21 protein-coding genes are annotated in these 26878 nt (G+C 38.8%); 5 read left to right on the top strand and 16 right to left on the bottom strand.

What is annotated here, in order from left to right:
• Positions 1-93: 93 nt before the first annotated feature.
• Positions 94-1689, top strand: coding sequence for an HlyD family efflux transporter periplasmic adaptor subunit (locus tag H6G25_RS16040; protein WP_190393350.1), 1596 nt, complete (start codon positions 94-96; stop codon positions 1687-1689).
• 338 nt (positions 1690-2027) lie between these two features.
• Here the strand turns inward: H6G25_RS16040 and H6G25_RS16045 are convergent, their stop codons facing one another.
• Both H6G25_RS16045 and H6G25_RS16050 read right to left on the bottom strand, forming a co-directional pair.
• A complete protein-coding gene (locus tag H6G25_RS16045; protein ID WP_190393351.1) occupies positions 2028-3731 on the bottom strand; it encodes a serine/threonine-protein kinase in 1704 nt (567 codons plus the stop codon).
• Positions 3732-3825: 94 nt separating this feature from the next.
• The gene (locus H6G25_RS16050; protein WP_190393366.1) at positions 3826-4662 is read right to left on the bottom strand and encodes an alpha/beta hydrolase; all 837 of its coding nucleotides are present in this window, start codon (positions 4660-4662) and stop codon (positions 3826-3828) included.
• 283 nt (positions 4663-4945) lie between these two features.
• Between H6G25_RS16050 and H6G25_RS16055 the strand changes: the two genes are divergently transcribed.
• Positions 4946-6478 (top strand): SagB/ThcOx family dehydrogenase, encoded by a 1533-nt coding sequence (locus H6G25_RS16055; protein ID WP_190393352.1) that lies wholly within the window; start codon positions 4946-4948, stop codon positions 6476-6478.
• Positions 6479-6557: 79 nt separating this feature from the next.
• Here H6G25_RS16055 and H6G25_RS16060 read toward each other — a convergent pair whose 3' ends face one another.
• From H6G25_RS16060 to H6G25_RS16080, 5 genes are all read right to left on the bottom strand, one after another.
• Complete coding sequence (locus H6G25_RS16060) at positions 6558-8912, bottom strand: DUF3769 domain-containing protein (RefSeq protein ID WP_190393353.1); 2355 nt, start codon at positions 8910-8912, stop codon at positions 6558-6560.
• A gap of 106 nt (positions 8913-9018) precedes the next feature.
• On the bottom strand, positions 9019-9135 hold the full coding sequence (locus tag H6G25_RS16065) for a photosystem II reaction center protein I (RefSeq protein WP_071604835.1): 117 nt from the start codon (positions 9133-9135) through the stop codon (positions 9019-9021).
• Between the two features lie 472 nt (positions 9136-9607).
• Entirely contained in the window at positions 9608-10219 is a 612-nt protein-coding gene (locus tag H6G25_RS16070) for a PEP-CTERM sorting domain-containing protein (protein ID WP_190393354.1), read from the bottom strand.
• Between the two features lie 425 nt (positions 10220-10644).
• Positions 10645-11592 carry a DUF4351 domain-containing protein gene (locus H6G25_RS16075; protein WP_190393355.1) on the bottom strand — a complete coding sequence of 316 codons (948 nt, stop codon included), beginning with the start codon at positions 11590-11592 and terminating at the stop codon, positions 10645-10647.
• 259 nt (positions 11593-11851) lie between these two features.
• Entirely contained in the window at positions 11852-13255 is a 1404-nt protein-coding gene (locus tag H6G25_RS16080) for an ABC transporter substrate-binding protein (RefSeq protein WP_242034990.1), read from the bottom strand.
• A gap of 285 nt (positions 13256-13540) precedes the next feature.
• On the opposite strand from H6G25_RS16080, the gene glgP reads away from it, so the two are divergent.
• From glgP to H6G25_RS21300, 3 genes are all read left to right on the top strand, one after another.
• The gene (gene glgP / locus H6G25_RS16085) at positions 13541-16105 is read left to right on the top strand and encodes an alpha-glucan family phosphorylase (protein WP_190393356.1); all 2565 of its coding nucleotides are present in this window, start codon (positions 13541-13543) and stop codon (positions 16103-16105) included.
• A gap of 305 nt (positions 16106-16410) precedes the next feature.
• A complete protein-coding gene (locus H6G25_RS16090) occupies positions 16411-16599 on the top strand; it encodes a hypothetical protein (RefSeq protein WP_199319780.1) in 189 nt (62 codons plus the stop codon).
• Positions 16596-16739, top strand: coding sequence for a zinc ribbon domain-containing protein (locus tag H6G25_RS21300; RefSeq protein ID WP_347239203.1), 144 nt, complete (start codon positions 16596-16598; stop codon positions 16737-16739). The genes H6G25_RS16090 and H6G25_RS21300 overlap by 4 nt, the downstream gene beginning before the upstream one ends.
• Before the next feature lie 249 nt (positions 16740-16988).
• On the opposite strand, the gene hppD is transcribed toward H6G25_RS21300, so the two are convergent.
• The 9 genes from hppD to H6G25_RS16140 all read right to left on the bottom strand — a co-directional run bounded on the left by hppD (position 16989) and on the right by H6G25_RS16140 (position 26459).
• Positions 16989-18059, bottom strand: coding sequence for a 4-hydroxyphenylpyruvate dioxygenase (gene hppD, locus H6G25_RS16100; RefSeq protein ID WP_190393357.1), 1071 nt, complete (start codon positions 18057-18059; stop codon positions 16989-16991).
• 47 nt (positions 18060-18106) lie between these two features.
• On the bottom strand, positions 18107-18811 hold the full coding sequence (locus H6G25_RS16105; protein ID WP_190393368.1) for an SDR family NAD(P)-dependent oxidoreductase: 705 nt from the start codon (positions 18809-18811) through the stop codon (positions 18107-18109).
• A gap of 497 nt (positions 18812-19308) precedes the next feature.
• Positions 19309-20262, bottom strand: a complete 954-nt coding sequence (locus tag H6G25_RS16110; protein ID WP_242034991.1) for a hypothetical protein — start codon at positions 20260-20262, stop codon at positions 19309-19311.
• 341 nt (positions 20263-20603) lie between these two features.
• Entirely contained in the window at positions 20604-21920 is a 1317-nt protein-coding gene (locus tag H6G25_RS16115) for a D-alanyl-D-alanine carboxypeptidase (protein WP_190393359.1), read from the bottom strand.
• Positions 21921-22339: 419 nt separating this feature from the next.
• Positions 22340-23410 (bottom strand): LOG family protein, encoded by a 1071-nt coding sequence (locus tag H6G25_RS16120; protein ID WP_190393360.1) that lies wholly within the window; start codon positions 23408-23410, stop codon positions 22340-22342.
• Between the two features lie 213 nt (positions 23411-23623).
• Positions 23624-23782 carry a hypothetical protein gene (locus tag H6G25_RS16125; RefSeq protein WP_190393361.1) on the bottom strand — a complete coding sequence of 53 codons (159 nt, stop codon included), beginning with the start codon at positions 23780-23782 and terminating at the stop codon, positions 23624-23626.
• Between the two features lie 99 nt (positions 23783-23881).
• On the bottom strand, positions 23882-24205 hold the full coding sequence (gene trxA / locus H6G25_RS16130; RefSeq protein WP_190393362.1) for a thioredoxin: 324 nt from the start codon (positions 24203-24205) through the stop codon (positions 23882-23884).
• Positions 24206-24614: 409 nt separating this feature from the next.
• Positions 24615-25778: a GuaB3 family IMP dehydrogenase-related protein gene (locus tag H6G25_RS16135; RefSeq protein ID WP_190393363.1), complete on the bottom strand. Its 1164-nt coding sequence runs from the start codon at positions 25776-25778 to the stop codon at positions 24615-24617.
• A 132-nt stretch (positions 25779-25910) separates the two neighbouring features.
• A complete protein-coding gene (locus H6G25_RS16140) occupies positions 25911-26459 on the bottom strand; it encodes a YdcF family protein (protein WP_190393369.1) in 549 nt (182 codons plus the stop codon).
• Positions 26460-26878: the final 419 nt, after the last annotated feature.

A 26878-nucleotide genomic window follows, 5' to 3' on the forward strand; every position in this document is an offset into this window, starting at 1 on the left:
CAGTTGTTGAAATAAAATGCAACTGATAACAGAGCCAAGATCAAATAACACTCCAGTAAATATTCAATCTAAAATCCCAAATCCCAAATTATTATGACTCAAGTTAATGGTAATCGCAGCAACGGAAATGGCAACGGTAATGGTAATGGTAATGGATCATATAAAGATTCAAAAGTATTAACATCTCCCAAACCCAAAGCCAGTTCCCAACAGCCTAAAATTGACTTTAATTTCGATAATTTCGAGCAATCTGTAGTTTTACGACAATCTCCAATCTGGTCACGAACCATCATGATCACCCTCATGGGGTTGGCTTGTTTTGGAATTACTTGGGCTTGTTTAGCCAAAATTGAGCAAGTAATTCCCGCAACGGGTCAATTAAAACCAGAAGGAACAGTCAAAGAGGTACAAGCTCCCGTTAATGGAGTGGTTAAATCAATTTATGTAAAAGATGGAGACGAAGTAAAACCAGGACAATTGTTATTAACATTTGAGTCTATTGCTACCCTAGCAGAATTAAATTCCTTGAATAAAATTCGCATAGCTTTAATTCAAGAAAACAATATCTATCGGCGCTTAATGGGAGCAAGCAGAGGTAAAGATTCTGAAATAGAATTTTTACGCAGTCAACTACCAGGAGAAGCAGCTTTTCTGCTCAAAAGTCGCGCTTCCTTAGTAGCAGCAAATGAATTATTACGTTCTCAATTGAGAAATTCATCGGGAACACCAGAAATAGGAATTGATGAAGAACAACTACTAGCAGTTGCTAAAATAGAATTAGCGTCTCGTTCCAAAGCCGCAGATTTAGAAGTTGAAAAAACCAGAAAACAACTTTCTCAAACTAAATTTAAACTACAAGATACTCGCAATAGTCTAACAATTCAAAGCGGAATTTTAGCCAAAATCAAAGTCTTAGCCGAAGAAGGGGGTATTTCCCAACTTCAATATCTGAATCAGCAACAACAGGTACAAACTCTTGCAGCGGAAATATCACAATTGCAGGAAGAAGTAAAACGTCTAGAATTTGATATTGATAAAGGAAAACAGCAATTAACTAATACAGTTGCTAGTTCCGGTAAAGATATTTTGGAAAAAATAGGCAATAATAAACAACGCATTGCTGAAATTGATAGTCAGTTCATGAAGGTTATTTTAGACAATGAACAGCGTTTGGCGGATATTAATAGCAAAATATCCCAAACAAAATTAAACTTTAAATATCAAGAACTTCGCGCTCCAGTAGGAGGAATAGTTTTTGATCTCCAGGCTAAAAATGTTGGTTTTGTTGCTAATTCCACACAAAAAATCCTACAAATTGTCCCCAAAGAAAACCTAACAGCAGAAGTTTTCATTACCAATAAAGATATTGGTTTTGTCAAAAAAGGTATGAATGTAGATGTAAGAATTGACTCCTTTCCCTTTAGTGAATTTGGCGATATTAAAGGTAAAGTAACTAAGATTGGTTCAGATGCTTTACCTCCAGATCAAACCCATCAATTTTATAGATTCCCAGCTACAGTTAAGTTAGATAGACAACATTTGAATCTCACCAATCAAGATAGAAAGATATCCTTGCAGTCAGGGATGTCTATTACTGCTAATATTAAAGTTCGTGAAGAACGCACAGTCATGAGTTTATTTACAGAGATGTTTACCAAGCAAATTGAAAGTTTAAATGAGGTACGTTAGGGATTTTTAAAATCAACTATAAGGATCTAGGACTTACCCATTGAAAAGATGATCCAATCTTGTGGGATGGGCATCCTGCCCGTCCTTGTATTATTAGCGTGGGTATCCTGCCGGTCTTTGTATTATTAGCGGGCTTTTCGGCCTGCACCACAAGAAATTTTTGGGTATTTTTTTAATTGGAAGTCTCTTAGTATGTAGTACAGAATCTTTGATAATGGTGTGTTACGCTGTCGCTAACACACCCTACCTATCTACCTATCTGTTCAAAAATCAAATGCTAAACATCCTCTTAATTTCCTCTCATAAATTCCTGCAATTCATCGTTTCCAAAAGAACTACTATAAATTACTGGGTATGGTTTTAAATTTATCTGGTGAACCTAGAGAATAATCATCTAATTTAAAATCAGCAAATGGTTTTTTCTCTAATCTATCTCTTAAAGCTTCATCTAATATTACACCTTCCGCTTGTTTTTTCACCCCAATAATAATAATACTGCGTTGATAGGCTGTTGAGTCTTGGTTAGCTTGACAATCTTTTCTCTGAAATTGTCCCAAATTTAATAAGCGATAACCTTTAACACTGGGTGTATTACTAAATATCTTTTTTACTAATAATTGAATTTGTTGAGAACGTTCTAAAGCGCGACTTTGTTCGGCGGTAATATTACCTTCACAAGAAGCTGTACCCACGGAAATAATCTCGCTGGGATTTTCCATAATTTTCTGAATACCTTCTTGTTCTAAATTAGATTTTAAGGAATCAATTGTCATAGTTTGATTATTATATTTAATTTGGTAGGTGCTGCCTAATTGCCATTTATATTCTACTGATAAAACCGCAATATTAAACTCTGCAACTCTCCCTTGACTATCTTTCCCTTCTGCATAGGGAAAATAATCAACTTTGCCTTTTTTAACTGGTGCTTGTCCATAGTCAGCAGGTAAGGCTACAAATTTATTATCTCTAAATCCTAAAGCTACCCACCACAGTAGTAATAAGGAAACTATTAAAGCTGTAAACCAGGACAATAATGGTAATTTTTCCGGTTGTGTTTGTGGGGGAATAACAGCATTATTAGTAGTTGTTTGATTAACTATGGCTGTTTTTTCTGTTCCGCTAATATTCACGGGTGCAGATCTATTTTCTGGTATTTGATCTGCAATTTCTGCTAATCTTTTATAAATTTCTTGACTATTGCTAGGGCGTTGATTTACTTGGTTGGACATTAACCAATCAATCAAATCTAATAATAATGGAGAAATGTGATTTGCATGATGTCGCCATTTTAAAATATCCAAGTTAGGATCATATAATTCTCCGGGTTGATATCCCGTTAATAAAAATACAAATGTCCGTCCTAATGCAAAAAAATCTGATTGGGGTATAGCTTGTCCACGCATTTGTTCTATAGGACTATAACCTGACGATGAAATTGCTGTTATTCCCCCACCAGCTAGATAGGTTTTGGTAATTTCTCTAGCTGTACCAAAGTCAATTAATACTAATTGTCCATCAGGACGAATCATAATATTTGATGGTTTAATATCTCTATGGAGATATTTTTGATTATGAACTAAAGCTATTATTTCTAATAATTGTTTTAACCAAGCTATGGCTTGAACTTCAGAAATGGGGCGGTTTTGTTGTTGCTTTAACCACTGTTCTAAATTAGGCCCTGCAATTTTTTCCATAATCAGACAATGCAGTATAAGATTATTTCTGGTTTGATAGGAAAAGTAATCTTCTGCTGCGGGAATACCAGGATGATTTAATTGTTTTAAAACATTAAATTCTTGTTGAAATAGTGAAACTGCTTTAGGATCATTAGCTAATTCTTGTTTCAGGACTTTCAGAATTTTTGGACTATCTTGTTGATAGGCTTCGTAAATTTTACCAAATCCAGTTTTGTCACTTAATAAACGTAAAACTCGATAACGTCCGATTAATTCTAATTGAGAACCACAACTTTGACAAAAGCGGTTTTCGTCATTATCTGGGTGGTTAGGTTGAGAACAAACTGGATTAATACAAAGGCTCATAATAGGGAATAGGTAATGGGTAATAGGTAATGGGTAATAGGTAATGGGTAATGGGTAATGGGTAATGGGTAATTGCGAATTATTTGTAATAATCTCATTTTTGTCCTGCTAAAAAAGCGGCAACTGTTTGATTAAATTCTGTTGGGTTAGTTAAGAATGGCCAATGATTTCCGGGGACTTGACGGATAAGTAAATTTGTGAGGTTGGTTTTGTAAGGTTGAATTTGCCAATTTTGGCGGTTCACACCTTTTTCTGGTTGTATAAAGAGGGCAGGTGTGTCAACTGGGTGAATAAAACCTGGTACTTCCATGACTGCGTTAAAAATACCATCACGGGCTGCTATAGTAAATTTGCTACCCCAAGTACCGTCGGGTTTTTGTGCAATTGCGGCTTGAAAAACTTGCTGTTGCAAAGAACTCCAATTTTGATATTGACTGAGTTGTTTAATTTTTTGTTCAGCCTCTTCGTAACTTGCAAAGGGTCCCATGCTTTTGAGGAAAGGTAAAACACGGTATAAAAGGGGAAACATGATTTTCAGAAAACTGGGCATTTTCCAGATAAAAATGGGATCTACTAATGTGATACTTTTTAACCTATCTGGGTTCTCTCTCGCCCAAATAGCCGCTAATTTCCCGGTCCAAGAGTGGCTGACGATATGAGCCGCAGACCACCCCAGTTTATCCATTAATGCCTCCAAATCGGAAATTGCACTTTTAAAAGTATAATCTTTTTCTGGCTTGCTGCTCTCACCATGACCACGCATATCTGGTGCGACTATATGGTAATCTACTGTTAAATAATCTGCCAAACTAGACCAAACTAAAGCATTATCAGCCATACCATGTAACAATAGTAATGGTTCTCGACCTTGATTCCATTCTAGGTAAGAAAGTTGAATATCAGATGTTAATAAATTTTCACGTATGGGCATCATTTGGTAAATATTCTCCGAAGTGACAGGATATCTGAGCAGAAAAAATCAATTTTGAGGTTTTAGGTTTTAATTCTTAATTTTTAATTGTCGAAGATTGTACTGATTAACACGAAATCATGGAGCTAATGAATGTCAAAATCAAGAGTAGGAATACACTATAGTGGTATGCAATTAAATCAGATACAAAAGTTACCTAAAAAGCCATACAGCAAAAGACTTTCGACTTTTCTGTTCCCTGCTCCCTGTTCCCTGTTCCCTGCTATAGGATATTAAAATTATTATGCCAGAAATACACCAATCCATAGCCCAACACTATCACGACCGGACTAAATACGACCCCCAAACTCTAGCTTCTAAAAGTCATAATTTAGATTGGGCTAAACAGCCAGTACCATTTAAAGAATACAAAATTGGCTCTGATATTGACCTTAAGCCTTATCTAGAAGAAACAGCAGCCACCTTTGCCCATAATCAAAATGCTCAATGGTGGTGGAGACTTTCTCAACTATTATTTCACAGTTATGGACTGACGGCAAAAATGCCTTCTATGGGTAGTGCAGTATACTTACGTGCTGCTCCTAGTGCGGGGGGGTTATATCCGGCTGAAGTATATTTAGTTTCCCGTGGTACACCGTTATTACCACCAGGACTTTATAATTATCAATGTCGAACTCATTCTTTAATGCACTTTTGGGAAAGTGATGTTTGGCAAAATTTACAAGAGGCTTGTTTTTGGCATTCTTCCCTAGAAAGTACCCAATTAGCTATTATTACCACTGCGGTTTTTTATCGTTCTGCTTGGCGTTATGAAGACAGGGCTTATCGGCGAATTTTGCTTGATACTGGACATCTTTTAGGTAATATTCAATTAGCTGGCAATATCACTGATTATCGCCCCTATTTAATAGGCGGTTTTGTGGATAAAGCTGTTAATGATCTACTTTATATTGATCAGGAACAAGAAGGAACAACGGCCGTTTTGGCTTTGGCAGATTTGTTAGATATTCGCCAAAATTTACCTTCAGGAACGACTGCTTTACCTTCTGGAACTACAACTAATTATCCATCTATTCCTGACGGTGAACTGTTAAAATATTTTCATTTACAGACAGAAATTCCAGCCAGAACCAATGGCGATTTAAATTTACCAACTGTGCAACCAGAAAGGTCTTTAGAGGATAAATATAATTTTTCTTTCTGTGAAAAAATTCCTACGGACACTACACCAATTTTTTGGGGGAAAAATTTATCAGAATTAGCAAATACTATCTATAAACGACGTTCTACCCGTGCTTATAGCGGTGATAATTTAAGTTTTGATCAACTTAAAGCTTTACTTGATTTTACTTATCAACCACAAAATTACAGTGATCAAAATTTAGATCCTAACCCTGATTATTTTGATTTGAACTTAATAGAAACATTTATTGTTGTTTCTGGAATTCAAGGATTAGATACAGGTTGTTATTATTATGCACCTAAAGCTCAAGAATTACGGCAAATTCGCTTTAAAAATTTCCGTCGGGAATTACATTTTCTCTGTTTAGGACAGGAATTAGGTAGAGATGCAGCAGCAGTATTATTTCATACAGCCGATCTCAAGGCTGCGATCGCTCAATATGGTGATCGAGTTTACCGTTATTTACATACAGATGCGGGGATTTTAGGACAAAGATTGAATTTAGGAGCGATTCGTCTCAATTTAGGTGTCAGTGGTATAGCTGGCTTTTTTGATGACCAAGTAAACGATGTCTTGGGTATTCCTATTGATGAAGCAGTTATCTACATTACAACATTAGGAAAACCCAGATAAAATATTAAATTAACCCACCTTTCGCACCCTAAACTGTCACACAACGAAATAATTAAAATGACGATAAATAGGAATTATTCTAATTTTCCTCACGGACTACACCACCAACCACTGGTTTAACTTGTCCATTAGCAAATGGATCTGTACCGCCAGTCCAATTAAAATCACTAATGCGGATACTAAAGCCACCTAATTGCAGCACTGGATTATAACGAAGGGTGATACCATGAGTACGACGGCTATATTCTAATGTATAATCAGTGCTGATTTCTTTTGATGTATCTAAGTTAATGGATGTTTGTAAACCTAAGCGAATAGGTCCATAAACCTGCTGAGAAATACCAGTGCTGAGAACTTTGTTATCAACGGAACGGTCAAAAAGAAAGGGTGATAAACCGCTATTAGTGCCTTGGGAGTAACTGATATTAAAGCCTGTATAATCCAAGAAAGGACGGGAAAAATGGCCGATTTGTGCGATTAAACCAATAGTACCAGTGACAGTGCTTTGGTTATCACCGCTACTATAATAACTAGTAGTTCCTGTAATACCAGCGATCGCTTGTACATACGGTACTACAGGATTAGATGTATATTTTAACCCCTCTTTGGCTGTAGCTGGTAATGGTTTCCCTTCCCACAATTTGATCCCATTACTCAAGCTGACACTACCTTGGAAACGACTTAAATAGATGCGATCATTTTTCCGCAGTGGTGAGAGTAAATCCTGACGGTCTGTGTTTGAATTTATATACTGTCCGCCGACCTGATAGCTCAGATTGATACCACTTTTTCCTAAAGGAATGATGGGGGAAGTGATAATCCCACCGACGCTACTCTGTACAGTTTGATACCCAAGACTACCATTATAAAGGCGATCGCGGTAACTAGATTCCAAACTTAATGTATAAGGATTAACATTACCCAAACTTTGGCGTAATCGCAAACTCCCACGTAAATTATCTTCCACCTGATCGAAATCAAAACTAGTTAATTCTCCCGTACCCTCCACAACAGTTTTAGGACTCAAAACAGCATTTAGTTTAGTATTTACACCAAACAAATTGGCTACATTACCACCCTTTTCTACAGCCCTTTGCAGATAAAACTCCGGTGTAATAATCAAACGCGTCTGATCATTATTAATCGCTTCAAAACCACGTTCTACAAATAAACCACCCCGTTGAGCATTATCAAGACCAGGGGAGACGATAAAAGGATTTATCCGTTTTGGCCGAGAATCTACTTTCCAATTATTAATAGGAATAGGGACAACAACTTTTTGATCAAAAACTAACCGTTGACGCTGGGTAGTAATTCTGCTTATCAACGGTGTTTCTTGTGTAACCTTCATTTTACCCGCCCTGATTTCCAATTCCGGGGGTGAAAAAGGGTCATTAGTAATTCTCACATCTTGAGCTTGAAAACCACGGGGATAAAATTCAATATATTGGGCTTCAAATCGTAACCGCTTGAGGACACCACCAGATTCAGGTACAGAAATATTTCGCACGTCTGATTGACCACTAGCACCAAATTCTATCCCTCCGGGACTATTAACACCAGTTAGGGGTTGATTAGCGCGAAGCCGATAACTCAAAGGACGACTAGGTACACCACCTGCGGTAATATCTGTAGGGAGACTTGGGGAAAAAGCAAAATCCGTTGCTGTGGTAGGGATATAAAGTTCACCTTTACCGTTTTCTATATCACCACTATCTTGAATAAAATTATAAGTAAAACGTTGTCCTTGGAATATCTGATTACCCCTGGTTAAAGCCACATTACCCTCCCCTACCGCTATCAAATTATCTAAATTGATCCGTAGGGTATCAGCATCAATTACTGCACCATCAAATCTGACTACTACATTACCCTCAGCCGTGACAATTCGCCTTTCTTGATCATACTCCTGGCGATCGGCAATTACCTCTACAATTCTTGTTTTTTGCGGTGATATTTTCTCTGCTTCTGTAATTTGCGGTAAGGGGGGAACTTCTAAATTACCAGGTTTTGACTGATCTTGAGGATTACGCAGTTTAAATTCAATCAGATTTTGTACTGGTAACGATGGTGTCTTTTCACCAACCAATAGATCAACCTTTCCCGCTGATTCCTGTAAATTTACGTAATTTTTTTCTACCGGAGGTGTTGATGTTTCTGTTACAACCTGCTGTCCGGCTATATTATAAATAATTTTGCGTTTTTGACCTTGAATTATGGAAAATTCCCCAGATGATTTTTCTAGTTGGGATAACGGAGAATCATTGCTTGGCTTGGTGGTTGATTGATACTGATCTTGCTGATTTTTACCATCAATGATCAGTTTTTGTTGATCATTTTTTACCTGAATAACAGCAGGAGCAGCGAGATAGGAAACAGGTTTTGACGATACAAGATTTGGCGGTGGTTGAGGTGGAAGGACTGGATGAAACATATTTTGAGGCAATTAAGCTGATCAAAAAGCAAAAAATAGCCGGAAGGTTGAATTACATATTAGCCTGTTTCTACCTTCCGGCCACTAAAGGTGATTTGTTGTATATTTATTCTGAGTCTTGACGACCGGGGTTACGGGCTGGGTCATTAGACAAAAACCCGAAGATGAAGATACTCACAAACAAGCCGACAACGATATAAACAGCAATTTTTAAACTCAACATAGAACTAACTCCCGGAGGTTTGGTAAATAGCAACTAATTTATCTTACCTATATCTTGTACCTTTGGCGAGGGAATAGGGAACAGCAGTTCCGCAGGTTGGGGAGAACGCAGTCAAACCCCAATATTAAATGTCATATACTTATAGACTGTGTTGGGTTTCGTACCTCAACATTAAATGTCATATACTTATAGACTGTGTTGGGTTTCGTACCTCAACATTAAATGTCATATAGTTATAGACTGTGTTGGGTTTCGTACCTCAACCCAACCTACAAATTAAAATGGTTGATAACAAAAAATTTTCAATCATGTTACTTTTCGGCGTTGCTGATTTGAGGTATGAAAATGATTTTTGATGATTTCAAAACCCTTGTAGAGATGTTCCTCATGTAGGGATTCTCGTCTCTACACCTAAATTCATACCTGGTTTCAACAACGCCTACTTTTCTTTACAGAGTTTGGTTTTATTGTGTTAACCTACTTGTCTATATGTCGAAACTGTTACATCAGGATTATTAATGGTTTTTAACGCCATTCTATTCCTCGATTGTTTCCATAGGTACATTAAAGCTAAGATGGGGATGGTGGGTAATATAGCACCTGGTCTGATGTCAAAGGGTACGGGGGTAGCGGGGGAGTATGTAAGAGTTGTAGATTTGGTGTCTTTTACTCCTGAAAACTCGCTACTTGCACCAACCTTAGATAAATGTGTACCTAAATCTGGATCAGCGAAACTAAATGTCTCGGTGGGATTCGTCGCAAAAAAGTAGCTTGCCGTAATCGTGCCATTAGATACTTCAAAGTAATTCTCTTGTACATCAAAATACGATAACACATCTACAGGTTGAGTATATCCTAGTGCAGCAGGGGCTGAATTTATTTTCACAGACTTAGCCGCAAATATTCCATTACCATTTGGCAATTCTAACGTACCTGATACAGTCCCATTAACTAGACCCTCAACATTGTTAAAACTGAAATTGAATAGTTGGATTGCTTGTGCTGGCTTTTCCCATGCGACAAGGCTAGTGGCTAAAGCACCACCAACAACAACTAATGGCAGAATCTGAGATAGTTTGATCATGATATATCTTTGTATTCATGTTTGAATTTGACCTATATCTCAGTATAGTAGCAATGGTCTTATTGTCTCTTTTTTTACAAACTTTTACAAGATTTTATCGAAAACTCTCATATCTCGTCTGTTTATGCCAAAAAACAACCGCCTCCATGATGGTAAGCGGTTCTGCACAATTCAATAGACATCTCCAAAAAAGTAGAGACGTTCCATGGAACGTCTCTACTACAAGGGTTTTATGTCAAGCATCTTTAAACTCGGCCTATGTCTATTAAATAGAATTTGAAGATAGTTCTTCCTTATCAAGTCCATGATAACAAATTCAAAATCAATTGTCAAGCCCCTAGTACCAATTTTCGGCGGGAAAAATCAAAAAGTTTTCAATTCTTCATAAAGTCATGAAAACGTCATAAACGGTCTTTTGAAAAAGATTAGTTAACAGATTGTAACCAAGTTTGTAAATCTGTAACTGAGGTAAAATCTAACAAGGCTTCTCCTAATTCCTCTAGTTGTGCAACAGGTAATTTTTGGACTTGTTGAATCAATGATGAGTCCATTGTACCAATGCGGCGATTTAACTGACGGATAATCAGAAGTTGTTCTCCTTGTTGTAGGCCTCGTTGTTCTCCTTGTTGTAGTCCTTGTTGTAGTCCTTGTTGTAGTCCTTCTTGTCTAGCGAGTTCTCGCTCTTGTTGGTAAAGTGGCGCTAATCTCATAATCAACTCCCTATCTTCTGCTTCTATTTCTGGACTTTGATTTATTCTCAAGTTCTGTTGCAGGTTGTAAAGTAATTCTAATGTGATTTTCACATAAGGCTGATTTGATGGTAACGCAGCTAATTCATCAATTGCTCGTTTTTGTACCGTTCCTCTTCCCAAAAGTCTTAACCACAATGTTTCTGGAACAGGTGATAATTGATGAATGACAATAATTGCTGCACGGAAAGACTCTGGTAAATAGTATATTCCTGGTAAAGAATCTGATTCCAATGTACCATGAAATCCTGATAGCAGTTTCTTAGACGCTGTGGGTGTGAGAATCCATAATTTAGGAAAATTACTTTCTGCTATTTTGGTTGCATTACGTTTTGCTTCTCGTTTTAATGCACCTCTAACTTCTAATGATTTTAATAGACAATCACATATTTCTTCTGTTGAGGCTGGGTTGCGAAATGGTTCAAATATGGCTAGTGTGGTAGCTAGTTTACCTAATAACCCTAATGATGCTATATCCGCTTTTTGTTCAGGAAATGGTGTAAATAATACGTCTATTTCCCGTACTTCTCCAGATACATGACTGGGTGCTTCTACTTTTCCATAAGGTTTTAGCAGTTCTTCTAAATAATCTTTGGCGAATTGGTCATGTATAAATCTCGTCATTTATTCGACCTTTGCTAATACATACATTAATTTAACATTTTTGGGGTAATGGCGATCGCTGCTATCGGAAACTGTCTCTGGTCACATTGCTGGATAAGGGTTTAAAATTGAGGGGTCCCCACTCGCTGGGGACATTAATTAAATGGAAACAATTCTTAGCAAAGTTATGAAAACATGATCAAAAAAGTCCCGCAGGTTGGGTAGAACGCAGTCAAACCCAACCAACAAATTAAAATGGTTAATAACATCATGCCACTATTTATTTTTCCTGCAACGGGAAAAAGTCATAGTTAGCAGTTGAGTTTTTACTTGGTTGCACTTTGACCAATATTGCTTTACCCTTAATATCACCAGATTCTTGAAATTCAATCTTGCCTGTAGCACCATTGACAAAGAAATCTGGACTATGTAGCACTTTTTGTAATGCTTCACGGGTATAACCTTGTTGTAAACCTTTAGCGATCGCCATAGTTGCATTATAGGCTGTTGCTGAACGCCAATTCACAGTTCCGCCCCAAAGTTTTCTAGCTTGTTCAGGAAAAGGATTACCAGGAATGGCCTTTGGATGCCAAGGTACAGTAATAACCATACCACTAACATCAGATTTCCCTGATTCTAATGTTTGAAAAGTGTATAATGTCGGACTACCAAACAGCGCTAACTTACCCTGATTTGCTGCTGCTAGTTCTAAAGCCCGGTTAATTCTACCAACATAGGGAGCTAATACCAACCCATCAGCACCACTACTAATTAATTGAGAAATTATTGTAGTAGAGTTAAAATCAGGGGCAGAAAAATCGCACTTGGTGGGATTAATTTTACCACCACCAGCTACGATATTTTTAGCGTACTCATCCTTAAAAGATTGATTATCAATAGATTTGGAATCTACACATAAGGCAATATTAGTTTTACGGGCAGTTTTGAGGGTATAAACAGCCAGAGGTTCGGCCTGGGAACTAATATTGGGGACTGTGCGAAATATATAGCTACCAATACCAGAGAGATTTTGAGCGAAACTAGTAGGAGAAATCATCACTAGTCCTCCCTGCTGATATATTGGTGCAGCCGCAATGGAAGCATTACTGGCGTTATGTCCAACTATAGCCAGAATACTGGAATCTTTGACAAATTGCGTGGCTATTTTTTGGGCTTGGGTGGGATCATTATCGTCATTAGCGATCGCTACTTGCAAAAATTTACCATTAATGCCACTATTACGGTTTACCTCATCTTGAGCCTGAGCCACACCCCGCAGAATCTCCTTGGCTACACTGAGATTTCCCCCGATGGGTACACTCACAGCAATTTTGATATATTTACTACTATTGTCCAGGGAGTTATTGAGATAAATCAAACTTTCTGGATCATTTTGATTTTGGCGCAAAGATGCTTGAAAATTGGTTCTAGCAGCATCAAAATTACCCTGAGCAAAGGCTTGTACTCCTCTTTCCTTGTCAGAGTTGATTTGATCAGTAATTAAAATCTTCTCACCTAAACTGATTCGCCCTGGTGTAGAATCGGAATCTGGAGAAACATTAGCTTCTTTGTCAGGAATGCCGGGTGTGAATTGATTCCACAACCAAAAGCCCAAGCCTAACAATGCTGTCGTAAACAGCAGGGAAAAAACCAGCAGTTTTGTTTCATTTTTATTATTCATCATGGTTTTTTAGCTATGTTTTCCATTTATATTTCAGCGCATACCGATATATTGCCATATTGCCTATATAAACAGCACATAATTAAATTTTAGTAAAATTTTGGTAAAATCAGTACAAACCCCGTAGACTCAGACAAGCTATAGGTGTAATGTTTATTCAGCAATTCAATAAATTATCAATTCTTAACAAAGTCATCGAAAGTTGACAAATATAGTATAAAGAGTTGGCAACATTAAGTAAAAACAGTAAACAATAACCATAGCCGCACAAATAAGTTTTTTTAAACCATGCAGCCAATTCGCACTTTTAACGTATCTCCTTCACTACCCTCTAGACTAGAACCCCTGCGGAAACTAGCTTATAATCTCCATTTTGATTGGAATGTAGAGAGTAAAGACCTATTTCGCCGTTTAGACCCCGATTTATGGGAATCAAGCCACCATAACCCAGTATTAATGTTGGGAACTATCAGTCAAAAGCGACTATTAGAAGTTGTCGAAGATGACGGCTTTTTAGCGCAAGTAGACCGAGCAGCGCGGCAATTAGAAGATTATTTGCAGGAGCGGACTTGGTATAAAAAGCAAAGAGAGCAGCCGCAAAAAGAATGTTACGCCTATTTTTCCGCTGAATTTGGCCTAGTAGACTGCTTACCTGTCTATTCCGGTGGTTTAGGTGTCCTCGCAGGAGATCATCTTAAATCAGCTAGTGATTTGGGTTTACCTTTAGTGGGTGTGGGTTTATTGTATCAACAGGGATATTTTGCCCAATATCTCAATGCTGATGGTTGGCAACAAGAGCGCTATCCTATCAATGACTTCTATAATATGCCTTTGCATTTGGAGCGCAATGCCGATGGTTCAGAACTACGAATTGCGGTAGACTATCCAGGACGCAAGGTATATGCACGAGTATGGCGTGTGCAAGTGGGAACAGTCCCCTTATATATGCTTGATACCAATATCGAACCTAACAAGGCTTATGACCACGATATCACCGATCAGTTGTATGGTGGTGATATAGATATGCGTATCCACCAGGAAATTATGCTGGGTATAGGTGGTGTACAAATGCTCAAGGCCTTGGGGTATGAAGTGACTGCTTACCACATGAATGAAGGCCATGCTGCTTTCTCGGCTTTGGAACGCATTCGCATTCTCATTCAAGAAGCAGGACTGAGTTACAGAGAAGCGAAACAGGTGGTATGTTCGAGTAATATCTTCACTACGCACACTCCAGTCCCCGCAGGTATTGATTTATTTTCTCCTGATAAGATATTGCATTATTTGGGCTATTATGCAGATATCTTTGGTTTACCCAAGGAGCAGTTTTTAGGTCTGGGACGAGAAAATACTGGTGATTTGTCCAGTCCCTTCAGTATGGCAGTATTAGCTCTGAAAATGGCAACATTCTCTAATGGTGTAGCACAATTACATGGCGTTGTTTCCCGACAAATGTTCCAGGGCTTGTGGCAAAAAGTTCCTGTGGACGAAGTGCCAATTACTGCTATTACTAACGGTGTTCATGCCCGTAGTTGTGTAGCTAAATCTACTCAAGAATTGTACGATCGCTATCTTGGTCCAAATTGGTCATCAGCACCACCAGATAACCAATTATGGGAACGAATGGATGCAATTCCCGATGAAGAATTGTGGCGGAATCATGAACGCTGCCGTTTGGATATGGTATTGTACGTTAGGGAACATTTAGTTAAACATCTGCGCGATCGCGGTGCATCCGCTTCCGATATTGCCCAAGCCCAGGAAGTGCTTGATCCTAACGTTTTAACAATTGGGTTTGCCCGTCGCTTTGCTACTTATAAACGAGCTACTTTGTGGATGCGTGATTTAGAACGTATTAAACGGATTTTACTCGGTAATAAACATCGCAAAGTCCAGTTTGTAATTGCTGGAAAAGCTCACCCTAAAGATATCCCTGGTAAAGAATTGATTCGGGATATTAATCACTTTATCCGGGAACACCATTTAGAAAAACAGGTAGTATTTGTTCCCAACTACGATATTCACATCGCCCGTTTAATGGTAGCAGGTTGTGATATTTGGTTAAATACTCCCCGTCGTCCTAGAGAAGCTTCCGGTACAAGTGGTATGAAAGCCGCTATGAATGGACTACCAAACTTGAGTGTACTTGATGGTTGGTGGGACGAAGCAGATTATGTCCGCACCGGGTGGGCTATTGGCCACGGAGAAAATTACGAAGATCCTAATTACCAAGACGAAATAGAAGCTAACGCCCTTTATGAGTTACTAGAAAAAGAAGTTATCCCCTTATTCTATGATCATCGTGATGGTGATGGCTTACCTCGTCCTTGGGTAGCAAAAATGAAAGATGCAATTCGCTTGAATTGTCCATTTTTTAATACAGCCCGGATGGTGCGAGAATATGCAGTGAGAGCCTATTTCCCAGCCAGCGATCGCTATCATACCTTAACTGTTGACAGTTATGCCCCAGCCAAGGAATTAGCGGCTTGGAAGGCGAAATTAGGTGAACATTGGTTTAGTATCAGAATTAAGGATCTTGAGGTATCCGCAGCATCAGACATTAAAGTTAATCAAACCGTAGCCGTCAAAGCTAAAGTTGATTTAGCAACTTTGAGTAACGATGATGTGCAAGTAGAACTATATCAAGGTTCTATAGATGCCCATGGAAACATTGTTAATGCTGTACCTGTAGTAATGGATTATCAAGGACAAGACACAGAGAACTTAAGTGGTTATACAGCAAACATCACTTATACCACCTCTGGCTTGCAAGGTCTGTCTTTGCGCGTCTTACCTCGAAATCAATACCTTTCTAGTCCTTACGAACCTAGATTAATCGCCTGGGCTGAGTAATTAAACAATGTAGAGACGTTCCATGGAACATCTCTACAAAAATTATTAAAGATAAACCTAATTAAACCTAATACAGGATTGATACTCCCCAGTCCTAAGGATAGGATGTTTTATCAGAAAACGCCGTAATACCCCATCCCTCTACAGGGTGGAGATGTAAGGCGGGTAAAAATTAAACACCCTTCAAGCGATATTAAGCGCAGCTTAATCGTGAGAGAGGGTAGTTTCATTTTTACCAATCTTAGAGGTTGGTGGATTTCCTCAAGAATGTTAGACTCAAAATGGGTCGGGATTGGGAATAGAAGATGATTGTTTTTGAATTTAAAGCCAAAAGCACAAAGCAGCAATATCAAAAAATTGACGAGGCTATACGGATAACTCAGTTCATCCGTAACAGGTGCTTGCGGTTTTGGATGGACAATCAAAATGTTAAATATTACGACCTGAATAAACACACTGCGGTATTAGCTATTGTTCTAATTGTGGAGAAATAGTTAGAAAATCACTTTCAGTTAGAACTCATGTTTGTAAATGTGGGTGTATTCTTGACCGTGATTACAATGCAGCGATAAATATTTTAGCAAAAGCACTAAAACAAACTGGCTATGATTTACAGGGGTTTCCGCTCTTATGAGGTACTTCCTAAGCCCCCTCCTCGCACCCCCCTCAATCCCCCCGCAGCGGGGGGAAGAAAAGGATAAACTTTTGATATTGGAGGGGGTTGGGGGTGGGGTTCTTGTACCTCATAACATCAGGAAGTGCTGTAAGTACGGTGGGGCGCACCGAAACTTCTAACGCTTGTGGAGAGATGACCCTCTGCTCAGACTTAGTAACAATTGAAACAAGAATCCCCGTCCCTCTATAGGGCGGGGAGCGTCAACTACTAACCACGGACAAACCCGCGTTTAACTTGTTCTCTTTCAATAGCCTGAAATAAAGCCATAAAATTACCTTCCCCAAAACCTTGGGCTAAAAAACGACGTTCAATAAATTCAAAGAAAAAAGTTGGTTTTGAGAAAATTGGTTGGGTGAATATTTGCAATAATAATTGCTCTTGTGGAGCATCTTCATGCCAGTCTACCAAAATTTCTTGGTGAGCGATCGCTTTTAATTCTTGAGGTGACAGGGAAAATTTATCTCGTTTTTGTAACTGGGAATAGTAATTTTTGGGAACGGAAAGAAAGGATAAACCAGCAGCACGAAACCGAACAATTGCATCAACAAGATTTGGTATCAGTAAAGCAATATGTTGAATACCCGCCCCTCCATTCACCTCTATAAACTCCTGAATTTGCGAACTAGGTGACGCTGGTTCATTAATTGGTAATTGGATATTTCCATGGGGAGAAATCATGACCCGACTATGCAAACCAGAACGATCTGTTTTAATCTTAAAACTTTGTTGAGGCTGGAAATCAAAGATTTTTTGATACCAATTAACAGCGGTTTCTAACTCACCAACTCCCACATTTAAAACTAGATGATCAATCGCCGTAGGAGAATGATGAGAAATATGTGAAATATTTTCTCCATCTTTTATTTTGGCGTTATTTCTGGTAATTAATGTATGATTCAAACTACCCCACCCAGCAATTTTAGCATACCTACAAAATCCAGTATCAACAACCGGTTGGAGAACTTTTGCACCATTGCTTATAGCCTTTGCTATCAATGCTTCCACCTTGTCAACAACAAAGGCTATATCAGCCACACCAGGAGGATGTTGACGCAAAAATTCAGCCACAGGACTAGTAGGTAAAATCGCAGAAGAAAGTAAAAAGTAGACAGATCCACTTTTCACTACTTTTGTACAAGTATGCAACGATTTTTGATGATGAGAAAGGCTGGTAAAAATGGCATCATTTACTGCTTGAAAACCAAGACAATATACAAACCAATCTCTCCACCTTACTGCATCTTCAACATAGAAGTGAACATGATCAATTCGCAGCATAATTTATTGAAAATCAAGTTTTATTATCACCTTTCATTTGTTAGATACTAGAAAAATAAATGGCTCTCAGGTTGAATATTAATTTCCATTGGTATAGCCTGGGGTTCAGCCGATAAAGCATAGAAAATGGCATTAGCAGCAGTTTCACAACTGAGCATTTTATTCCGATCTACTTTTAAATTTACCTGATCCCAAAAAGGAGAATCTATTCCTCCAAAGTAAAACAGCGTTATTTTCACACCAAAGCGTTTCAGTTCTTCTGCTATAGATTTACTAAAACCCACTACACCAAATTTAGAAGCAGAATAAGCCGCAGCCATGGGCATAGAATGTTTACCCAGAATACCGACAACGTTACAAATATGACCAGATTTACGTTTTTGCATCTCTTTCGCCGCCGCTTGAGTGGTGTAAAAACAGCCTTTTAAATTCAAATTTAGCATTGCCTCTAAATCTGCCGGTTCAATGGTGTTGTAGGCTTTGAGAATGCCCGCTCCGGCTGCATTTACTAATATATCAATTTGTCCAAATTGGGCTATTGTCCTTTGGATTAATGTATCTACTTGTTGGGGTTGAGTAATATCAGTGGGAACTATAAGTACATCTACTTTTAACTCAGTCGCTAATATTGCTAGACTTTCCTCTTTTCTAGCTGCGAGTACCAATCTCGCCCCCGTGGGTGCTAGTTGACGAGTTAAGGTTGCACCAATACCACCAGTAGCACCAACAATCACAATAACTTTATCTTGCAGCATCACACTATTTACATTTCTGTACAGACTATATTTAGTATATTAAACTCAATACAGGACTTACGCAAAATAGAATGAAATTTTCAGCCAGCCCTACTTGGTGATGTTCTAGATCAGTGAGTATGTTAATGTACTTAACGGTTACGCAAAGTGGTGTATCCCACTTTCCGCACCCCCAGGCACCACAATCGGTAATTTCGGATTTTTGAATACCTTAAAGGATGATTTTTATCCAAAAATGTGGAAATTTTAGATAGTGATAGCCAAGCACGGCTGCAAGGACTTCACCAGTCCCAAATCTCCAAAGGACCAATTTTCGTCCTGTGACAGTTTAGGGTGTGGAATGTGGGATATAGCAGGAGTTTACTTTAGAGGTTGTTTGGAAAGTCAAACCAGATTTTAAAGGTTAAAGAAAAACCTCTCTTTTGGCATGAGAGAGGTTTGGAGTATATATTTTGGCTTATGCACTTATACTTTGAGCCATCCCCAATTGTGATCTAAAATTGATAAGACACACCAACGGAAAGAACAGGATAAACATTCAACCAATTAAGGGCATTTTCTTGTTTTTTCCTTTCTTCTTCAAGATCATTCTGAAGTGTCTGAATTCTTGCCTCAATGCCCGATCTGAATGGTTCTGGTATAGTATTTATATCTTGACTAGAACTAGCTATTAAATCTAATTTTGGAGAGCCGGCAAACATTACACCTAAATTTGCTGAAAACCCCCAATGTTTATCAGGTTTAACTGCATTACCCCAACCGATACCAAGATATGGTGCGACACTATTAACAAAAGATCCCTTGGCTTTCAGTGTCACTGAACCAGGTCCATCTCCGATATTATAGGATCGAGTTCCTATTGTAACTGTTTGACCATTTTTAGCAGATCCGTCTAGACTATTATTTTGAAATACTAAGCCTCCAGTCAAATGGAAACCACCATTTTTCCAAGGATAGTATTCAGCAAGGGTGGATACATTGAACAGGTTGACTTTGGCATTATAATCAACCTCAGACAACCTAGCATCTCTGCTTGCGCCTAAGCCATTAACCCCAACTTTAACATTGATATTAGGCGTTATAGATTTGGTAACTGCTGCGCCAATACCCAATGTGCTAATTTCAGGTGTGATTGCCCAACCATGAGTTTTTGCGGGAACTGCGCTCTTCTCCTCCGTAGGTTTAGGTTTAACTTCTTCCGGTTTTGTTGCGGGTGTGGTGACAGGTTGATTAGTACACTGAGAATTTAAAGGATAATTTTTACAAAATATATTTAAATCCAGTGGTTTTTTGGCAAGTAAATCACCAGCACTATAAGTGAAAGTTCCTGGTTGAGGAGGAGTCTCACTTTTTTCAGTAGTTACAGATGTGGCAATAACCTCATCAGTAACTGCTAGATGGGTGATTGATTCTGGAACAACTTCTTCAGCAATAGACATCTGATTCATTGATGTTCCTATTACTAAACCAACCGTAAGCGTCAATACTGACGTACCAAACCTTAACTGACTCATTAATTGATTGTTCGTATTATTTATTGTATTTATAGTAGCTTAATTCATAATTATTTACACATCTGGAGGGAGAGATTTTAGAGCCGAGAATCCCTTCCCTAGCCTGAGAACGTCTCCACAAGGATTTCAAAGGAAGCACATTTAATTTTCACCTGATGGCTAACATATAGCTGCTATATCTATCAATTAGGCGATCGCTTTAGTTAAGATTCTTTTGTAAGATCTAAACCAAGTAGATACACACACAAGAACATTTTCACTGATTTACGTCAAATTTACTTAAATAAAATCTCATTGCGATTAGCAGCACCAAATTTTGGTAAAGAATTATCTTTGGGAGGGACAAGGGTAGGGGGAATATCCGTAGATACTTCTAATTCTTTTTCTAAATGTTGGAGAAGTTTATCTTGTTCAGCCCGAAAAGCGGATATATTTCCACCACGGTTAATGATTGTAAACCAAACCAAACCGCGATCGCGTGTAGGTACAACTCCTGCTAAAGCACTAACATCATTAAGAGTACCAGTTTTCATCACAGTTGCCTTGGGCATATGTCGAGAATGCATTGTACCTCGGTTATCCAACCCCGAGGTAGGAAACAAATCAGATAAAGTCAACTTGTAAGAACTAGATTCCCGTTGTAATGCCATAAACATAGCACAAACGGCTCTGGGAGAAATCCGATTTTCCTTACCCAAACCAGAACCATTAATCAGGAGAATTTCTGACTTCGAGACTCCAGCAAGTTGGGCTGCTGTAGAACTAACTACATCAGCACCTCCCACAGAATCAGCCAACATTTCCGCAATATCGTTATTACTAAAAACATTCATTTCCTTAATTATTTTTTGCAAAGGTAAGGAAAGATGACGTACCAGCAAAGTTTGTCCTACTTTCGGTTGAGGGTCTACCTTGATATTACCAGCAATAATAACTTGGGGTTTAGGTGTTCCCTTGGGCATAACAGAATATTGGAAAACCACAGAACGAGACCAAGTACGGTGATTCAGTGCTTGTTTGAGTAATTGACCAGCAAGTAATGGATCGCGTTGGAAATTCATCGCAAAAGCGCCAGTAATGATTAAATTTCCCTTTACCTGCTTAATACCGATTTTATTCAGACTATTTCCCAAGGCGATAGCCTCTTCCCCAACAAACATAGGATCACCAGTACCCGTAATCACTAAATCGCCCTGTACCACCCCATTTACCACCGGTCCAGTGCTACTAACTAAAGTTTGAAACTGGTGATTTGGTCCCCAAGTTTTAAAAGCCGCCAAAGAAGTAGCAATTTTAGTTAAAGAAGCAGCTGGTAAAGGTGTAGTACCTTGATGGTTAGCCATCAGTATCGGTCCCGACTGTAACCAAATTCCCTGAGAGGAGATGAGATTCTGGTCAATTAATTTTGACGTAATTAAATCCTTGAGATATTGCTGTACTGTTATAGCTCCGGCTGGGCTAGGATCAGGGACAAGAATGAAGCTAGGGCTACCTTGCCAAGCTAGTACACTCAAGGCTTCTAAAGGTTGAACTTGCACCCTAGCCATTTCTAGCCACAGAGAAAACAAACCTGATCCCAATAATTCCAGCATAGTTAAATTCCTCTATTTTATTTTTTTTGTGAATCATTCAAGTAATCTACTAACGTAATACGCCACACCAGGTATCAGGTAAAATCTGCTGTATTTTGACCACACGGTTATTTTCCTATTCCTGTCTTCCTTTGCGCCTTTGCGTGAGATGTAAAAATCGCGGTAGTTCCTAATTCCCAATCAAGACTACTCTGTGCGCTATATCTACGTAATTACTCCCTATTTCCCATTTCTTGTTTTCTCTTTTTCTAATGACATCTACTAATATACAAGCCTGATTATATTTATCAGTATTGAGTCATAATAATCAGTATTGATACTTGTGCATGAGTAAATCATATTACATTGTATTATCTCGACTTTGTGGCTTATTCCCTATTTGCTGCCCATATTTTGACTAATTGATAGATTCCTGTAGTCTATTTCCTTTCTGGATGTGCTGCTTCCTCTGGAGTAGGAACTCCCACTTGATTAATTACTCCAATCATTTGATATAAACGCCCTAAATCTCGTTGATTGAAATATAAAACTAAGCGGGGTAAATTAGATGTTTCGTCTTGTCCTTCTTGGGGTAATACTTGACTTTTGGTAATTTTGCCCGTTACCAGGATATCGCTAAAGTCAGTATTAAGTGCTTCTACTTGATCATCTAATAAATCTTCTCTTAACCGGATCACCAACTGATCACCAACATAACGACTAGAATGATAAATTTGGTAAAAACTAGTAATAGCATTACAAGCAACTTCTAGATTATCTGTAATTGTGTATAAACTAGGATCATCAGGACTGACAAGCCCTGCTTTTACCAACTGCACGTCAATATATTGACTCCAAGAGCGCCAATAATCACCTCCCGGTTGATCAATTAATACTAGAGGAACTGGTCCAAATTTACCTGTTTGGCTCAATGTCATACATTCAAAAGCCTCATCTTGAGTGCCAAAACCACCAGGAAACAAAGCCACAGCATCACTTTCTTTCAAAAGAAATAGTTTGCGGGTAAAGAAATATTTAAAGTTAATTAGTTTAGTATCACCGTAAATAATGGGGTTAGCTTGTTGTTCAAAAGGTAACTGAATATTTAAACCAAAGGAATTGTCTCTTCCAGCACCCTCGTGACCAGCTTGCATAATTCCACCACCACCACCCGTTATAATCATAAATCCTAACTGGGAAACAGCGCGACTAAATGCAACGGCCATTTGATATGCCGATGTATCTGGAGCCAGACGAGCAGAACCAAAAATAGTAATTTTACGTATATGACGGTAATTATAAAACAACTGGAAACCACGTTCCATATCTACTAAGGCAGCAGATAGTATTTTCCAGTCAAGACGTTCAATGTCACTATCTGCAAGACGCAAAATTGTAGATAGGGACTGGTGAATAAATTGCCGGTGTTTCAGTGTCGGTAAACGATTTATTAATTCAGCAATATCAGCTTGGAGAGAATCCAATGAGGAAAAAGACGCTTCAGAGGTCATGGTTAAAGCCGCAATAATGGCATTAAATTATAATATGATATGATCTAGATTTACTTTTTAAACCCCTGAAACTCTTAATTTATCAAGGTGTTCATTTTATTTAGCAAACCTTTTCTCTATAGAAAGCCCAAGTCATCATCGATCCCTGTTATTTTACTGGAAATGAAAACAGAAATACACAAAAATGGTACGGTCGACTATCTTTTTTGTAGTTTAAAAAAAGACAGGGGACGCACCATTTTTGCCCCGTAATTCATTTTCTGACACATCTCCTCGTTCTTTAGTCCGAGGACTCCTTAACGCTTCATTGGGTTGTGCTATCGAAATAGTTTTATTATCCCTCGACGTTCGTTTATAGTCTCCTAATGCCATAAGGCGACTTGATCATAAAGCCGTCCTAGAAGGACGAGGCTTGTATCCCGTATTTTTGGTCAATGAATAAATCAACAGGATTTTTTTGTCTATTGAGCTTCAAAGATACTTTTCCAAAGTGTTGGCTAAAGTGGTTTTAGGTACAGCACCGACCACCATATCTACTTTTTCTCCATCTTTGAAAATCATTAATGTGGGAATACTGCGAATACCATACTGACTGGCAATACCCGGATTTTCATCAGTATTCATTTTCACAACTTTTAATTTTTCTCCATACTGCTCAGCGATTTCATCTACAACAGGACCTACCATGCGGCATGGACCGCACCAAGGTGCCCAGAAGTCAACTAATACGGGTACTTCGCTGTCGAGTACCTCTTCCTTAAACGTAGAATCTGTAACTGGTGCTGCTTTTGACATACTTAAAAACCTTTACATAAGACATTTCCGAGGTTGGTGAAAATTCTACCACAGCAAAAACCTCCTCTTCAGCAATACCTATGCCAATTTTCCCAAAATAGGTTCCAAACCAAATAAAATCCTTACTATATCAATAGGGTTTCAGGGTGTTGGCGAAGTTATTGCTTCAGGTTAAAGGATGAGTATTTGCAAAGAAATTAGAAAATTCATGTTTATTATCGAATATAAGGAAGCGCCCGAACAATAGTCCGGGCGGAATGTGGTGTGAGGAGTGAACGGAAACATTCGTCTCCGCCATCTCTATTGTAGGCTAGATATGTGATTTTTCCAGTAATCTTTCAGGCTATTGGAAAAGTTTTTTTGATTGATCATCAAGGTAAGAGGCAAGAATCACCAATCACCTTTTGGGTTATTTACCCATACCCAACTGTTGGGCTTTTTGGTAAACCTTGCCTTCTGTTAGCAAGGAAGGAGCAATGACAACTTCAACTCGCTGCATTTCTTTAATGTTTTTAGCGCCTAAAGTTCCCATGCTGGTCTTTAAAGCTCCTAAAAGGTTATGAGTACCGTCATCTAAGCCAGCAGGACCTGTGAGTATTTGTTCTAGAGTTCCGGTAGTACCAACGCGAATCCGAGTCCCACGAGGCAATACGGGGCTAGGGGTTGCCATGCCCCAATGATAACCCCGTCCAGGGGCTTCTGCGGCTCTAGCAAAGGGAGAACCAATCATCACAGCGTCTGCACCACAGGCGATACATTTACAGATGTCTCCACCAGTGATTAAACCACCATCAGCGATGATCGGGATATATTTCCCGGTTTCTTGGTAATAATCGTCTCTAGCGGCTGTACAATCAGCGATCGCTGTAGCTTGAGGTACGCCCACGCCTAGCACTCCGCGAGAGGTACAAGCAGCACCAGGTCCAATACCCACTAATACTGCCGCCGCCCCAGCTTTCATTAACTCTAAGGCGACTTGATAGGTGACGCAATTCCCCAAGGCCACGGGAATGGGCATAGAACGGCAAAATTCCGCTAAATCAAGGGGAATCACGGATTCAGGGGAGAGGTGAGCAGTAGAAACTACGGTAGCTTGGATAAAAAATAAATCTGCTCCTGCTTTAGTTACTACTTCACTATATTTGCTTGCACTTGCTGGAGTGGAACTAACCGCTGCAATACCGCCTTGTTGTTTAATTTCCTGAATACGTTTTTCAATTAATTCCGGCTTTATTGGTTCGGCATATAGTTCTTGCATCAGGCTCACAAATTCGTCTTTGCCAACGGAGGCAATCCGATCTAAAATCGGTTCGGGATCAGCATAACGAGTTTGGATACCCTCTAAGTTAATTACGCCCAATGCCCCCAATTGGGATAAGCCGACTGCCATTTTCACGTCAACTACACCATCCATTGCACTGGCAATAATGGGGATTTCTCGCTCAATATTGCCAATTTTCCATTTAGTATCAGCTAAACTCGGATCGAGTGTTCTGTTACCAGGAACTAAAGCAATTTCATCAATTCCATAGGCTCGACGAGCCACTTTTCCCCGACCAAGTTGAATTTCCACGCTTTAACTTTTCTCAAAACTGTTTAAGCTAGGGTATCAAATTGTGGACATATTGGAAATTATCCGCCAATTAAAAATTAAATATCTCCAAAATCCCGTCTCTCTTATGCACACTGACTTAATCCTCATGTATCACTTATTTTTACCGTGAACGGCTGCGCCACGCAGGCTATCAGCACCAGTATAACCTGTAGCTACCCAAATAATTGCCCTAGCACCATCTCGAATAGATTTTTCAATGGGTTCTGGTGAATTTCTTGAAGGTACTGCTACGGGTTTAAAATTCATTCCCCGACTACCTAACACAATTTCACCCACTACGCAAGCACGACGCATATGAAAGTCAGATGTAATTAAATAAACACTTTTAATCCCGCGAGATTGCAATTCATCTACTATAGTGGTAAAATTGGTAACTGTATCTACGGCTTCATAATCTAAGTTTAAACGCCGGGGATCAATTCCTGCATTAGAAAATATTTTTTTTGTATGCTGAGGTGGACTGCCTCCAGTAATCCAAATGGGTATATTTGGATATTGATGCGCTAATTGGGCTGTAAACCTTTCCCTTTCCAACAGGCGAGTGGAACCGCCTAAAACTAATATTGCCTGTGGTTTTACAAATTGGTTTTGTAATTTTTTGTACCCCCACCAGATGACTAAGGGCAGGAGACAAGCCATAACCGTCACAGATTTGCCTGCTAACAATACCTTAAGCTTATTCAAGGTTCTATGGGTATGTCTATTCGGACGGGAATTTTCTTTAAAAATTAGCACAATGAAGGATACTTGTGATGGTTACTATCAGTTTTGGCGAAGTATGCCTAAAAGTAATTTGGTAACTTTGCAATTAAATTAATTGAATCCACGTTGCCGTAATTTCTGCTATATCCTAAACTATCTGAGAAAATTAACCAGAGGTGTCTCACCACTTATTTACGACATAATAGCCGACCCAAAAAAGCTAACTAATGCTAACAAAAGCCGGCTTTTTCTTCCTGCTTCATCCTAGAAGTGTCGGCACTATCTAGTCCACAGGCTAACACGGTTAATCTAACCGCTTCTTGTTTTACATTAATTGCAGCGTTTACATCTCTATC

Origin of the sequence: Dolichospermum sp. FACHB-1091, assembly GCF_014697585.1 — a bacterium.
GTDB lineage: Bacteria > Cyanobacteriota > Cyanobacteriia > Cyanobacteriales > Nostocaceae > Dolichospermum.

What these genes read in the sequence shown, in the direction of transcription:
- H6G25_RS16040 (WP_190393350.1), top strand. Translation starts at nt 94, where the DNA reads ATGACTCAAGTTAATGGTAATCGCAGCAACGGAAATGGCAACGGTAAT.
- H6G25_RS16045 (WP_190393351.1), bottom strand. Translation starts at nt 3,731, where the DNA reads ATGAGCCTTTGTATTAATCCAGTTTGTTCTCAACCTAACCACCCAGAT.
- H6G25_RS16050 (WP_190393366.1), bottom strand. Translation starts at nt 4,662, where the DNA reads ATGCCCATACGTGAAAATTTATTAACATCTGATATTCAACTTTCTTAC.
- H6G25_RS16055 (WP_190393352.1), top strand. Translation starts at nt 4,946, where the DNA reads ATGCCAGAAATACACCAATCCATAGCCCAACACTATCACGACCGGACT.
- H6G25_RS16060 (WP_190393353.1), bottom strand. Translation starts at nt 8,912, where the DNA reads ATGTTTCATCCAGTCCTTCCACCTCAACCACCGCCAAATCTTGTATCG.
- H6G25_RS16065 (WP_071604835.1), bottom strand. Translation starts at nt 9,135, where the DNA reads ATGTTGAGTTTAAAAATTGCTGTTTATATCGTTGTCGGCTTGTTTGTG.
- H6G25_RS16070 (WP_190393354.1), bottom strand. Translation starts at nt 10,219, where the DNA reads ATGATCAAACTATCTCAGATTCTGCCATTAGTTGTTGTTGGTGGTGCT.
- H6G25_RS16075 (WP_190393355.1), bottom strand. Translation starts at nt 11,592, where the DNA reads ATGACGAGATTTATACATGACCAATTCGCCAAAGATTATTTAGAAGAA.
- H6G25_RS16080 (WP_242034990.1), bottom strand. Translation starts at nt 13,255, where the DNA reads ATGATGAATAATAAAAATGAAACAAAACTGCTGGTTTTTTCCCTGCTG.
- glgP (WP_190393356.1), top strand. Translation starts at nt 13,541, where the DNA reads ATGCAGCCAATTCGCACTTTTAACGTATCTCCTTCACTACCCTCTAGA.
- H6G25_RS16090 (WP_199319780.1), top strand. Translation starts at nt 16,411, where the DNA reads ATGATTGTTTTTGAATTTAAAGCCAAAAGCACAAAGCAGCAATATCAA.
- hppD (WP_190393357.1), bottom strand. Translation starts at nt 18,059, where the DNA reads ATGCTGCGAATTGATCATGTTCACTTCTATGTTGAAGATGCAGTAAGG.
- H6G25_RS16110 (WP_242034991.1), bottom strand. Translation starts at nt 20,262, where the DNA reads ATGAATCAGATGTCTATTGCTGAAGAAGTTGTTCCAGAATCAATCACC.
- H6G25_RS16115 (WP_190393359.1), bottom strand. Translation starts at nt 21,920, where the DNA reads ATGCTGGAATTATTGGGATCAGGTTTGTTTTCTCTGTGGCTAGAAATG.
- H6G25_RS16120 (WP_190393360.1), bottom strand. Translation starts at nt 23,410, where the DNA reads ATGACCTCTGAAGCGTCTTTTTCCTCATTGGATTCTCTCCAAGCTGAT.
- H6G25_RS16125 (WP_190393361.1), bottom strand. Translation starts at nt 23,782, where the DNA reads ATGGCATTAGGAGACTATAAACGAACGTCGAGGGATAATAAAACTATT.
- trxA (WP_190393362.1), bottom strand. Translation starts at nt 24,205, where the DNA reads ATGTCAAAAGCAGCACCAGTTACAGATTCTACGTTTAAGGAAGAGGTA.
- H6G25_RS16140 (WP_190393369.1), bottom strand. Translation starts at nt 26,459, where the DNA reads ATGGCTTGTCTCCTGCCCTTAGTCATCTGGTGGGGGTACAAAAAATTA.